Origin of the sequence: Litchfieldia stipae (genome assembly GCF_014837155.1) — a bacterium.
Taxonomy (GTDB): domain Bacteria; phylum Bacillota; class Bacilli; order Bacillales; family Bacillaceae_L; genus Litchfieldia.
Map to the genome: position 1 here is coordinate 1 of NZ_JACYHA010000033.1, position 13,153 is coordinate 13,153.

General features: G+C 39.0%; 11 protein-coding genes. 9 read left to right on the forward strand and 2 right to left on the reverse strand.

The features are described 5' to 3' along the window. The first annotated feature begins 333 nt into the window (after positions 1-333). Complete coding sequence (locus F7888_RS21270; RefSeq protein WP_191783220.1) at positions 334-1,644, forward strand: murein hydrolase activator EnvC family protein; 1,311 nt, start codon at positions 334-336, stop codon at positions 1,642-1,644. A gap of 115 nt (positions 1,645-1,759) precedes the next feature. Continuing rightward, positions 1,760-2,383: a CAP domain-containing protein gene (locus F7888_RS21275; protein WP_191783222.1), complete on the forward strand. Its 624-nt coding sequence runs from the start codon at positions 1,760-1,762 to the stop codon at positions 2,381-2,383. 162 nt (positions 2,384-2,545) lie between these two features. Here the strand turns inward: F7888_RS21275 and F7888_RS21280 are convergent, their stop codons facing one another. After that, positions 2,546-2,689 carry a hypothetical protein gene (locus F7888_RS21280; RefSeq protein ID WP_191783230.1) on the reverse strand — a complete coding sequence of 48 codons (144 nt, stop codon included), beginning with the start codon at positions 2,687-2,689 and terminating at the stop codon, positions 2,546-2,548. 524 nt (positions 2,690-3,213) lie between these two features. Here F7888_RS21280 and F7888_RS21285 point away from each other — a divergent pair. The 5 genes from F7888_RS21285 (at position 3,214) to F7888_RS21305 (ending at position 9,291) form a co-directional block, all read left to right on the forward strand. Further along, positions 3,214-4,665 carry a S41 family peptidase gene (locus F7888_RS21285; protein WP_191783232.1) on the forward strand — a complete coding sequence of 484 codons (1,452 nt, stop codon included), beginning with the start codon at positions 3,214-3,216 and terminating at the stop codon, positions 4,663-4,665. 308 nt (positions 4,666-4,973) lie between these two features. Continuing rightward, entirely contained in the window at positions 4,974-6,176 is a 1,203-nt protein-coding gene (locus F7888_RS21290) for a PDZ domain-containing protein (RefSeq protein WP_318246344.1), read from the forward strand. A gap of 67 nt (positions 6,177-6,243) precedes the next feature. After that, the gene (locus tag F7888_RS21295; protein ID WP_191783237.1) at positions 6,244-7,161 is read left to right on the forward strand and encodes a DoxX-like family protein; all 918 of its coding nucleotides are present in this window, start codon (positions 6,244-6,246) and stop codon (positions 7,159-7,161) included. Continuing rightward, entirely contained in the window at positions 7,158-7,769 is a 612-nt protein-coding gene (locus F7888_RS21300; protein WP_191783239.1) for a DUF4166 domain-containing protein, read from the forward strand. The genes F7888_RS21295 and F7888_RS21300 overlap by 4 nt, the downstream gene beginning before the upstream one ends. Further along, positions 7,738-9,291, forward strand: coding sequence for a YndJ family protein (locus F7888_RS21305; protein WP_191783241.1), 1,554 nt, complete (start codon positions 7,738-7,740; stop codon positions 9,289-9,291). Before F7888_RS21300 ends, F7888_RS21305 begins: the two co-directional genes overlap by 32 nt. Positions 9,292-9,557: 266 nt before the next feature. Here the strand turns inward: F7888_RS21305 and F7888_RS21310 are convergent, their stop codons facing one another. Next, a complete protein-coding gene (locus F7888_RS21310; protein ID WP_191783243.1) occupies positions 9,558-10,754 on the reverse strand; it encodes a metal ABC transporter solute-binding protein, Zn/Mn family in 1,197 nt (398 codons plus the stop codon). Between the two features lie 549 nt (positions 10,755-11,303). On the opposite strand from F7888_RS21310, the gene F7888_RS21315 reads away from it, so the two are divergent. Beyond that, positions 11,304-11,789, forward strand: coding sequence for a chemotaxis protein CheW (locus F7888_RS21315; protein ID WP_191783245.1), 486 nt, complete (start codon positions 11,304-11,306; stop codon positions 11,787-11,789). A gap of 209 nt (positions 11,790-11,998) precedes the next feature. Further along, positions 11,999-12,928, forward strand: a complete 930-nt coding sequence (locus F7888_RS21320) for a manganese-dependent inorganic pyrophosphatase (RefSeq protein WP_191783247.1) — start codon at positions 11,999-12,001, stop codon at positions 12,926-12,928. Positions 12,929-13,153: the final 225 nt, after the last annotated feature.

Consider the following 13,153-nt stretch of genomic DNA (forward strand, 5'->3'; position numbering starts at 1 on the left):
CATGACGACACCCACCTACTATTTATTAAATCAATTATAAATTAAAAAAGAGAAAGATAGGAATAAAAACCTAAGTTTCTCTTTTATGAGGACTTTTTCAGTGGCCTCAGCTTTAGCGACGAGGAGGCTCACCAGACACCCCACAGGACGCGGAGTGTATTCAGTCTGCGGGATTCTTAGCAACAATCTATAAGAAAATAGTTTTATATTTAATAGATAGCTAGATTCCTTGAATACATACTTACGAAACGTATCCAAGGAGAAAACCTACGGATTCATAGGGGACAAGCATCTTACACACAGAAGTAAAGATAGAAGGGAGACAGGAACAACTTGAAACGGAGATTTCTCATTCTAAGCCTAGGTATCATCGTAACAGCAGGGAGTACAATCACTCCTACCATTCCAACGGTTTTCGCACAAGAAACAAATCGATCTCTTGAAAATCAAAAGAATGACATAGAAAATAAAAAGTCAGGTATTGAATCTGATATTGAAACGAAGAAAAGTGAGTTAGACAAAATCAAGCAGGAGCAAGAGGCGGTTAATCAGGATATTAAACGACTCGATTTAGCGGTTGCTGAAACAAGTGGTCAAATCCGTGAAAAAGAAGCTCAAACGAAAGAAACAAAGGAAGAAATTGAGCGTTTAAAAGAAGAAATTGAGGTTGTAAAGGAGCGCATTGAAAAGCGTGATGCCTTGCTCCAGGATCGCATGCGTTCCATTCAAGAAAATGGTGGGATGATCAGTTATATCGATGTATTACTAGGTGCACAAAGCTTTAGTGATTTTGTTAATCGCGTAAGTGCTGTTTCTTCCTTTGTGCAAGCTGATCGTGACATCATTAAAGTTCATCAAGAGGACAAGCAGCTGTTAGAGGATACAGAAAAAGAAGTGAACAATCAGCTTGTTCAGCTTGAAGAGCAGCTACAGCAGCTTGAGGGGATGAAAAAACAGCTTAATTCCCAAATCAGTGAAAAGAATGAAATCATGTCTAAGTTAAAAACAGAAGAAGAACATATGCATGATGATCTTGCTACATTAGAGGATGAAGCTGGCCTTTTAGCGGCGCAAGAACGAGCGATTCAACAAGCGATTGAAGAGTGGAATCGTAAGCAAAAAGAAATCGAAGCAGAACGTAAGCGTCAAGAAGAAGAACGCAAACGTCAGCAAGAATCTGGAAATACATCTGGATCAAATTCGGGTTCTAATGTTTCAACAACTCCAGCACCTGCTGTAACAAGTGGTAACTTTATGAGACCAACAACAGGTCGAGTTTCGTCTAATTATGGCGGTAGATGGGGTACACTTCATGCCGGTATTGATATTGCCAATGCAGCTCCAAATGTACCAGTTGTGGCAGCAGCAGATGGGGTTGTCTTCCGTTCTTATTATTCAGCAAGTTACGGAAATGTTGTGTTTATCACACATAATATTGATGGCAAAGTCTACACGACTGTTTATGCCCATTTAGAAAGCCGTTCAGTTGGTGAAGGGCAATATGTTGGTAAAGGTGCAATGGTTGGCTATATGGGGAACACTGGACAATCATTTGGTAAGCATCTACACTTTGAATTGCATGTTGGACCATGGAATGCTTCAAAATCAAATTCAGTCGATCCACGAAACTATATAAACTTTTAAATAAGCACGAAAGGCAAATCCTAAATCTTTGGATTTGCCTTTTTCTATGCATGGAATTCAATGTTAAAGTCAAACTAAGGGAGTAGTTGAAATTCATGGAAGGGAGGTTAGAGAGATGAGGAAGATCTTAGTTCTTACGTTGGCAATCATGTTTGCCTTACCTGTTGTATCCCAGCCATATGCGCAAATTAAGACATTTAAAGAACCACCATTTGAGTTCTATAAGGTGTCCCAAGGGGATACATTTTGGTACATAGCTCAGCGCTACGGATTGGATTATCGACGTTTAATGGAATTGAATCCAAACGTTGTACCAACGAACATGCATGTAGGCGAGATTATCCGTCTGAAGCCAACGGCCACATCGCCAAGCTCATTTGAGGAGCAAGTGGTACAGCTGGTTAACCAAGAACGTGCAAAAGCAGGGTTAAAGCCATTAACTCACCGAGCTGATATCAAAAATGTTGCTTATAAAAAAGCTCAAGACATGATTAATTCGAATTACTTCTCGCATACGAGTCCGAATTATGGATCGCCATTCCAAATGTTAAAGACGTTTGGAGTTAGCTATCGTACGGCAGGAGAGAATATTGCCAAGGGTCAAAAAACACCTCAAGAGGTCATGAATGCGTGGATGAATTCACCAGGGCATCGAGCAAATATTTTGAAGCCTGAATATGACTCAATTGGGGTAGGGTTCTATCATAGTGCATGGGTTCAAATGTTTGTGGGAAGTTAATGTTGTAGAGTATGAAAGGAGTTGTCCCGTCAAGCTGTGATGTCGGACAGCTTCTTTTTAGGCAAAAAAAAGAAGCATATCGCTTGATGTAAAAGGAAATTGCTATGAAAGAAAAAATAAAAATATAGTTCTATTACTATTTAAAGGTTGATTAACCTTATTTTATGATAGTACTAGCTCTTTTTCATGGACTAAAATCACGTTAACGTAAGTTGAAATCTCTTTTAATTCACAATAGCCACTTTCATACACATGGAAAATTTGAAATGTCTTGTCATTATAAATAACCTTTGTTCCTTTTTTCATCTTTTTTGCCTCCGTATTCGTACGCGAATTTTTAGACTTTGACGATGAACATTGGTACCTTGTAAGTAAGCTGTTCTAAGTTGTTGACATTTACTCTTACATCCATCTTAACTAGAGAGTATTAATTTCAGTAGCATTCTATGTTAATTTTATATTAACACCAGATTTCTGAAAAATCAAATATTATCGAAAAGTTGAAACTATAGTCCTAAGGATATGACATGTTTTAACAAAATTAATCAAAAATTGCTGTGCAATTTAAGAAGAATGTCATTTGGTGTCGCCTCAGTCCATTGCTAATCTACTGCATATGTTAGTTGAATATGGTAAGATGAGAGAAAGATATTTCCTTTACATTAATGAAGGATATTCTATAATGAAAGAATAAATAGTTTTTTTACATAATCGGTACAAGCAATTCATATAGTTATATCAGAGGCATCGCACAATGCTGTGTGGTGCCTTTTCATTACAAAGTGTCTGTGGTGGACATGAGTGGGCAATAGATGAGGAGGCTGAATAGATTGAGTCGAAAGTTAGTAGCACTATACATGGCATTATCCTTATTATTAGGAGCATCAGGGACATTCTTGGGGATGCAGTTCCTAGACAATGATCAACAAACTAGTGATAGTGGCCTTATACCTAATGGGAACACAAATATAACGGATGAAAGCTCGATTGAACATTTTGACAAAATTCAGAACGCCTATGAACTTATCCAAGGGCGATATGTGGAAGAAGTGGAAGATGAGCAACTGATCGAGGGTGCCATTAAAGGTATGATGGATACGCTTGGCGATCCTTACTCTGTCTATATGGATAAAGACACAGCGACACAATTTACCGAATCACTTGATTCAAGCTTTGAAGGAATCGGTGCAGAGGTGAGCATGGTTGAAGGAAAAGTGACAATTGTGGCCCCATTTAAAGATTCACCTGCAGAAAAAGCGGGATTAAAGCCAAATGATCAGATTATAAAGATAGATGGAGAATCAATAGAGGGTCTTGATTTATATGAAGCCGTTCTGAAGATTCGTGGTGAAAAAGGAACGACGGTTAAATTGGATGTTATGCGACCAGGTGTAAATAATGTCATGAATATTGATGTCGTTCGAGATGAAATACCAATTGAAACCGTATATTCTTCAGTGAAAGAATATGATGGTAAAAAAGTAGGGTATATTGAAATCACCTCTTTTGCAGAAAATACAGCTGCAGATTTCAAAACTCAGCTTGATGAATTAGAACAAGGTGGAATTGACGGGCTGATCCTAGATGTACGTGGAAATCCAGGGGGATTATTGGATAGCGTCGAACAGATTCTGAAGGAACTCGTCACGAAGGAAAAACCATATGTTCAGATTGAACAACGAGATGGCAATAAACAACGCTTCTTCTCAAATCTTGAGCAAAAGAAGGATTATCCAATTACAGTACTTATCAATGAAGGAAGTGCTTCTGCGTCAGAAATTCTTGCTGGTGCTTTGAAGGAAGCTGGTGGGTATGAGATTGTTGGTGATACCTCATTCGGTAAGGGAACAGTTCAACAAGCGGTACCAATGCAGGATGGAAGTAATATTAAACTAACGATGTACAAGTGGTTAACTCCTGATGGAAATTGGATTCATGAAAAAGGCGTCGAGCCAACCATTCCGGCGAAACAGCCTGATTATTTCTATAGTAATCCAATCCAAGTCGAAGAAGAGCTTGTTGTTGATATGAATAATGAGAAAGTAAAAAATGCACAGCTCATGTTGAAAGGTTTAGGATTTGAACCGGGTAGAGAAGATGGCTACTTTAGCGCCGAAACTGAAACAGCGGTCAAAGCATTCCAAGAAGCTAACGACTTACAGGCAACTGGAAAAATCGACGCTGAAACAGCAGCTAAAATCGAAAGTGAAATCCTAAATCATATCCGTGATGAGAATAATGACCTGCAATTAAAAACAGCGATTAAGATTTTATTTCAATAAATAACCAAAGCCTGTCACTTCACTCCTACATTGGGAACGAGGTGACAGGTTTTTTAATTACTAAGCAGTCTGAATACACGTAGACTCCTGCGGGATGCGTGGCCAAAGTGAGACCCCACAGGAGCACAAGCGACGAGGAGGCTCACCAGACACCCCAAAGGACGCGGAGTGTATTCAGACTGCGGACTACATAAATAGACCTCATTTATTAATTTCCAAAAAAATCTAATTAGTCATTTGTTCATAGTTTTGGTAAAATAAAGATTAATAGAATAGAATCGTTTACATGTGTTTTCGAGGATAGGGTGGTGAGTAGCTTGGTTATTGAGTGGCTAGTTGAAATAGTAAAAGGGATTGGACGTTTTTTCCTTCATCCATTACTGTATTATTTTATGTTTATGTCCCTTCTAATGGGATACATAAGAATTAAGCGGGAACGCTTTGATTTTCATGGAAGAATCTATGATATCTTTCACGAGTTTAAGAGTTTACTGACAGGTGGATTAGTCCTGAGTCTTATTTTTTCAGTGATGATGGTAGGCGCGGGGCTTGCGATTCCATTCGGTAGCATTGTGCTCATTGCTGTTTTCACCATTTTACTAGGAGCTATAGGTAGAGTCCGATTTCTCATCCCATCATATGTCATTGGCTTATCCTTCTTTGGGATGATCTTATTATCGCAAATAGAGGGGCAATCAGGGTGGATCGGACAAATATTCACCGATTTACAAGAAACGAGCCTACCAGCTGTATCAATGCTTGTTAGTTTATTGCTAATTGTTGAAGGGATCTTGATTGTAAAAAAAGGACATGTCGGAACCTCACCACGTTTAATTAATAGTAAGCGGGGACTTAAGGTCGGGTCCCATGTGTCAGACAAGCTCTGGCTGGTTCCGCTTTTCTTACTTATACCTGGAGAAGGCATTGCGGTATTCTTCGAGTGGTGGCCAGTCTTCACGATGGGTGGAGAAGCGTATTCGTTCTTCCTCGTTCCATTTGGAGTGGGTTATTCTCAAAGCTATAAAGGAATGCTACCAAAAGAGGGCGCTCATTTTATTGGAAAACGAACGATTGCGCTAGGTGTCTTTTTAACAGCCGTATCGGTCGCAAGCGTGTGGTATCCTGTAGTGGCCATCATGGCAGTGGCTTTTGCGATGATCGCTAGAGAAGTCATTAATTTCCAATATAAAATCATGGACGACACAAAGCCATTTCTATATTCAAAGCAAAATGACGGGATCTTCATTCTTGGGATCATCCCTCACTCACCAGCTGCAAAAATGGGCTTGCAAATCGGAGAAGTGATCACAAAGGTTAATGGGCTAAAAGTGAGCAACGAAAAAGACTTTTATCAAAGCATCCAGAAAAACAGTGCGTTTTGTAAGCTTGAGGTAAAAGGCTTAAATGGTGAAATTAACTTTGCCCAAGCCGCACTATATGAAGGTCAGCACCATGAATTAGGCATCCTCTTTGTTCCTGAAGAGAAGGACTGGAGTAATGAAGCGGTGTAAATGCCAATTAGTATGAAGAGAGACCTTGTTTAGGGTCTCTCATTTTTATTATAGGAGGTGCTTTCTTATGAAAAATAAACCTATTTATGTGGAACTACCAATTAAGTCATCAATCGATGAAGTGTGGAGCCGGACTCAAGAGCCCAAATTGCATGAGCAATGGGATTTGCGATTTTCATCGATTGAGTATTTACCGAAAAAATCAGAGGATGAGCCACAGTCTTTTTTATATGAAACGAAAATAGGCTTTGGGGTTAAGGTAGCTGGTTGGGGGAAGAGTGTCGGTACAGCAAATAAAAAAGATGGTTCTAAAACGTCCTCTCTTCATTTTGGTACTGATCAAAAAATCTCCCCTATTCGTGAAGGTAAGGGATATTGGAGATACATCCCTAAAGGAGATGAAATCATTTTTCTTACTCAATATGATTATCAAGTACGTTATGGGTTCATTGGACGAATCCTTGACTTCTTTTTTCGTCCGATGATGGGGTGGGCCACAGCGCTAAGCTTTGATGTGCTGAAACGCTGGATAGAAATAGGAGAATCACCTCGAGCACAGTATGTACGGTTCTTTATGACTAGTTTACTATCGGTCTTCTTTTTTCTTATTTGGTTTTATCAGGGATTGGTTCCAAAGCTCATGGCTAAGCATTCTGACGAAGTAGCTATGCTTTCAAATCTTACTTCTTTAGACGAGTCTCTGGCTTTGATAACGGTGGGAATCATTGGTGTGCTTGAAATGTTATTTGGTTTTGTATGGTTGTTTTATCGTAAAAAGAGACACTTATTTGCTATCCAAATGATCGTTTTCCCGATATTAACGGTTATGGCGCTGATTGCTAGTCCTACAATCGCAGTGCATCCTTTTAATCCGATTACCTTTAATGCTAGTCTGTGGGTACTTTCTATCATTGGATACATATTAGCGGCTGATGTACCAACGGCGGCAAGCTGTAAGCGATCGAGGAAGGGGGAGTCAGTGTGACCATTTATCAGGAGCTATTAGGGGAAGGTTTTTATCGGTTGCATCCGAAGTTGCAAGAGCGTTATACGCTTCCAATTGGCGAATCTTTTCTTGGAGAAGGAACGATGACACAAATTGAATCTGGTCCCGCTCTGTTGATGCCATTATTCAAGTTAGCCACTAGATGGAAATTTCTTTTTCCTGAAAGTGGGGCTGATATTCCTTTTACGATTAAAAATAGCTGTCGTGCATTACCAACCGGTGAAGCGGAGATTTATTGGGAGCGTTCGTTTTATTTTGATAAGGTGACACGTCATTTTAATGCGTTCATGACCATTGATGAGGAGCGGAAGGTTGTAAAGGATTATTTAGGAGAGCCGAGCTTATTTTACTCTGATTTAGCATTTACAGTGACAGCCGGAGGAGGGATGACAATCGGCTCTGGTATGCAGAGAATGTTGATCGGTAAATGGGAGATTCCCATTCCTCGTTTGTTAGAAGGGGTCGTGACTGTGGAGGAAGGGTATGACGAAGGTCGTGAGGTATTTACGATTCGAGTGGATATTCGAAACCGTATCGTAGGAAGGTTGATGACGTATGAAGGTGAATTTAAAGAAACATCTGTTTAGTCCTATTACGCTTGTGGGGATCTTTTTGTTTATCGCGAGTAGTCTTATAATAGATGAACCCTATTTGCTCATGTTAACTGCTGCACAGCTGATTTTCGTGCCCATCATTCTTCAGCTGCTAATTGGAGTAAAGCGGGAGCAGGTCATTTTTTATTGGATTATGATGCTCTCTGTTTTTTTGTTACATGTAATTCCTTCTAGTACTTGGCAGGTAATTCTTGCACTTATTTATCTTATGTTCACTTTGTTTGTGGCTTTCCATGGCTTAAAGCGTTTTTTAAAACGTGGGTTTACAAATTGGGCGGAAATTTCAATTGACGTAGGAATGATGTATTTATTGATGGGAGGAGGCTGGTTCTTTGCATATAGCGCTGGAATCGATACTGGTTTTAGTCCTCTTATTACATGGTTAACAGCGATTCATTTTCATTACTCTGCGTTTTTATTACCTATTTTTGTTGGTTTTTTGGGACGTATTCACCATTCTGCAGGATATCGTCTCGTGGTTCCTATGATTCTGTCAGCGCCAATGCTTGTTGCGATTGGAATCACATTTTGGCCACTCCTTGAATTTTTGTCAGTGATCTTATACATCATTTCCATTTATACGGTTATTGTACTTGTTTGTAAAACGCATTTTTATACGAAGTTGCAGGGAGTGCTGGTACGACTTTCATTTTGCTCGCTCGGTGTCACCATCCTTTTTTCATTACTCTATGCAACCAATAGTGCCTTTGGAGTAATGGGGGTGACGATCGACTTTATGTTGATGTTCCATGGTGTATTTAATTGCCTTATTTTTGGAATGATTGGTGTACTTGGCTGGATGATTCATCCACCTAAAACAAAGCAGGCTATCTGGGATTTTCCCGTGAGTAAAATACGAGGTAAATTAAAGGGATCTGGTACACATCATCCTGGATTAGTGGATAATCTTAACGATTTTGTGGATATAAAGGGTTTACCAAAAACGATTGTTCACTTTTATGAGCATACAGATCAGTATCAACTATTTGCTGCAGTTAAATGGGCAACTTGGTTTAAACCGTTAGCCCTAATCTACAAATTGATCAGTTCACATATTCAGCAATTGAATTTGCCAATTTCACGTAAGTGGACGGAAATGACTTGTGACATTCGTACGGTTGATCAGATGCAGGATGGCAGAAGGAACCCCAGAGCCTGGGTTCGAAAGGTGAATGGTCAGACCGTATTTGTAGCGATTTATTCCCAGCATGAAACAGAAGGTAGGACATATATGAATATCGCGCTTCCACTGCCTTATTCTACAATGATGGGTATCTTACAGCTTGATACAAGTCATGAGAAGTTGATTCTTTCTAGTGAAGGTGATAGTGACGCGGGTATTTATTTAGCAGTAGGAGAAGCAGTTGTTAAGCTACCTTTATCTGAGAGATTCTTAATTACAGAGGAGAAGGCCGGGTATCTCTTGGCACATCATAAGATGAGAATATTTGGTCTTCCTTTTTTACAAATAGATTATAAGATTTCGCAAAAATGATTGGGATGTTCTTTTGGTGACAATAAAAAAGATTGCCACTATCTATCTCTTTAGATAGAAAGATGGCAATCTTTTTTTGTGGTGTTTTTGACATTTATAAATTGAAATGAGATATATAGCAGGCTGAATACACGGAGACTCCCGCAGGATATGTGGCCAAAGTGAGACCCCGGCGACGAGGAGGCTCACCGGTCACCCAGCAGGACGCGGAGTGTATTCAGGCTGCGGCTTTATAAGCAACAATTTATCCGAAAACAGTCTTTTTACTATTTTCCATTCAATGCCGTACGTAATGTCTCGATGTTTTTCTCCATGAGTGTAAAGTAATCTTGATTGGCTTCAATATCTTCCTCAGATACAGATTCTAAGTTGTGCAGAGTCAGTGGTTCTGCACCAAGTTCAACTCGGATTACTTCCGCAACTTTTGATGAAACATTTTGATCAAAAATGAGGTATTTAATCTGATGTTCTTTTGATAGTTCAATAATATTCGTTAACTGCTGTTGAGAAGGCTCCTGTGTAGTAGAGAGCCCTGATATCGAAATTTGCTCGATTCCATATCGGTCTACCCAATAGCCATATGCAGCATGGGATACTAGGATTTCTTTTGATGATGCTTGATTGACTGTGTCTGAGAATGTTTGATCTAATGCTTCTAGTCTTTCTTTCAAATCATTGAAATTAGCTTCAAAGAAGTCTTTATCATCAGGTGAGATTTCAATGAATGCATTCTTAATATTTTCAGCTAGTTCAATTGATCTGATCGGATCAAGCCAGACGTGAGGATCATAATCCCCGTGGTGGTGGTGCTCTTCGCCGTCTTCGTGCTCATGGCTATGTTCTTCTTCACCTTCAGCATGCTCGTGCTCATGGTTATGTTCTTCTTCACCTTCAGCGTGTTCGTGATCATGGTTATGTTCTTCTTCACCTTCAGCGTGTTCGTGCTCATGGTCATGCTCATCTTCACCTTCAGCATGCTCGTGCTCATGGTCATGCTCATCTTCACCTTCAGCATGCTCGTGCTCATGGTCATGCTCATCTTCACCTTCAATATGCTCGTGATTATGGTCATGTGTACCTGTTAACAATTCTACACCTTCGGCAGCTTTCACGATTTTCACTTGTTCATTCTTTAATGTTTCTTCTGCTTTATCAGCAAAGCCCTCGATTCCAGCCCCTGTGTAAATAAATAGATCGGCACTTGCGATGTCTACCATTGTTTTGACTGTAGGCTCATAGGTGTGAGCATCAATATTTGGTGGATAAACGCTTTTTACTTCAACTTTATCTCCACCTATTAAACTTGCAAAATTCTCAAGTGGAAAAATTGTAGTGTATACAGTGAGTGTATCTTTCTTGTTACTTTCTTCTGCTTCTGCGTCTCCAGAAGTACCATTAGAACAGCCAGCAAGAAATGTAGATAAGGCAAGAATGAATACAAATAATATAGCTTTTAATTTCATTACAAAAACATCTCCTTGTTCATAGTTTTATAGATTAGTGCGTAAGGGAACCGGGTAAAAAAATAAATGATCTTATTAGATATGACTACTAGTACCTATGTACAGTAATATGGTTCAAAGCGAAATCGTTACGATTTATACTTTACATAAATATTTATGCTTTGTAAATAGTAAAGATTACGATTTGTGAGAAATTATTTTTAGAAGGTTGTTTTCGTATAGATTGTTGCTTGTAATACCTGCAGCCTGAATACACTCCGCGTCCTGTGGGGACACACACATCCCACGGGAGTCCCCCGTGTATTCAGGCTGCTAGAAATCTCATTCTCAATTTTTCATCTCAAAACAACAACAAACTTTGAGAAAACTGCCTTTTAGAATGAGTACTTTAACTACCGACTTCGTCATTTTTTGTCTATTTTAGTAATAATCTCTAAAAAAACTCGTATTCTTTGTCGATATAGATAATGATATAATCAAAGGAAAGATGCATGAAATCATGTTGATATAAATGACTGAAACGAAGATGAAAATGGATGGTGACCCGGAATGAGTACAATGAATTCAAGAATGATTATTTTTAAAATTGCCAAGGAAGAATATGCAATAGATATTCATCAGGTACAATCGATAGAGCGTATGCAGGAAGTGACAGCCATTCCAAATACGAGCCCTGCGTTGATTGGGGTAACGAATATTCGCGGAAAGGTGTTGCCTTTGTTTGATTTACGTATCCTTCTTTCAAGTAGTGCGACGGAGAATACGGATCAAACAAGAATTATTTTGATTGATGCTCAGGATAAATCGATGGGAATTGTTGTGGATGAGGCCAATGAGGTGTTAGAAATCTCTAGTGAAAGTATCCAGCAGCCTTCATTTACAGTGGATCAGCAAACGTTTGTAAAAGGTGTTGCAACACTTGAGAATCGATTGGTGATTCTTATTGATATTGAAAACTTGATTGGCAATGACCATGTGAAGCAGGATATGGAGTTTTTGAAGAGCTTTATTAAGGATGAAGTTGCTTTAGATTAATAAGGTGGCTTCTACCCATATTCTCTCTAGTTTGTAGTAACTAAATTTTCAAGAAGGCAACAAAATTTTAGCCAAGAGGGGTTTTCGTCCTTTTTGGCTTTTTTCCTGTTGTGAGTTTATGGTAGAATAATGGGTGGTATGGATTCATTCCCTATACGAATACTATGGGTTGAGAATTCAATTAAATTGAACATTAAGGGAGCGGAATTATGGAGAAGATTCTTGTTTTTGGACATAAAAATCCTGATACGGATACGATTTGTTCAGCAATCGCATATGCTGACTTGAAGAAAGAGCTTGGATTAAATGTGGAGCCAGTTCGTTTAGGAGAAATTAATGGTGAAACAAGCTATGCGCTAACTCACTTTGGTGCAGAGGTACCCCGACTTGTTGAGACGGTTGCAACTGAAGCAAAGAGTGTTATCCTAGTTGATCATAATGAACGCCAGCAAAGTGCTACAGATATTGACCAAGTTCGTGTATTAGAAGTTATCGATCATCACCGTATTGCTAATTTTGAAACAAGTGATCCTTTATACTATCGTGCTGAACCAGTTGGCTGTACAGCAACGATTTTACTAAAGATTTTCAAAGAAAAAGGAATTGCGGTTAAGAAAGAGATTGCAGGTCTTATGCTTTCAGCGATTATTTCTGATTCCCTTTTATTTAAATCTCCAACATGCACAGAGGAAGATGTAGCAGCTGCTCGTGAACTAGCTGAAATTGCTGGTGTGGATGCAGAAAGCTATGGTTTAGAAATGTTAAAGGCTGGCGCGGACTTAAGTGATAAGACTGTTGCTCAATTAATCAGCATTGATGCGAAGGAATTCCAAATGGGCGACCATAAGGTTGAAATCGCACAAGTAAATGCGGTTGATGTGAACGATGTTCTTTCTCGTCAAGCAGAAGTAGAGCAGGCATTAACTGAGGTCATTACTGAGAAGTCCTTAGACTTATTCCTACTTGTTGTTACTGACATCTTAAATAATGATTCGGTTGCGATTGCGCTCGGAAGTCAATCAGCAGCTGTTGAGAAAGCATACGATGTGAAATTAGTGAACAATCGCGCGATTCTAAAAGGCGTTGTTTCTCGTAAAAAACAAATTGTGCCAGTATTAACAGACACATTAACTAAATAATCCTCATTTATTGCTATGAAAGCCCAAATTTCTCCATGAAATTTGGGCTTTTTTAGGCATTTCCTTACTATAATGATGTTGAAAATGCTAAACTGTATAGTGTGTGCAGGTGGATGTATATTATTGCAAAATGAACTGATAAACAACCAATATATGCGACTAGTAGTCGAAACATTCATATAATTCACCTGAGTATTACATATAACAAAAACTAATAATTTAAGA

Excerpts from the sequence above, each read along its gene's own strand:
- F7888_RS21275 (WP_191783222.1), top strand. The coding sequence starts at position 1,760 with ATGAGGAAGATCTTAGTTCTTACGTTGGCAATCATGTTTGCCTTACCT.
- F7888_RS21280 (WP_191783230.1), bottom strand. The coding sequence starts at position 2,689 with ATGAAAAAAGGAACAAAGGTTATTTATAATGACAAGACATTTCAAATT.
- F7888_RS21295 (WP_191783237.1), top strand. The coding sequence starts at position 6,244 with ATGAAAAATAAACCTATTTATGTGGAACTACCAATTAAGTCATCAATC.
- F7888_RS21305 (WP_191783241.1), top strand. The coding sequence starts at position 7,738 with ATGAAGGTGAATTTAAAGAAACATCTGTTTAGTCCTATTACGCTTGTG.
- F7888_RS21310 (WP_191783243.1), bottom strand. The coding sequence starts at position 10,754 with ATGAAATTAAAAGCTATATTATTTGTATTCATTCTTGCCTTATCTACA.
- F7888_RS21315 (WP_191783245.1), top strand. The coding sequence starts at position 11,304 with ATGAGTACAATGAATTCAAGAATGATTATTTTTAAAATTGCCAAGGAA.
- F7888_RS21320 (WP_191783247.1), top strand. The coding sequence starts at position 11,999 with ATGGAGAAGATTCTTGTTTTTGGACATAAAAATCCTGATACGGATACG.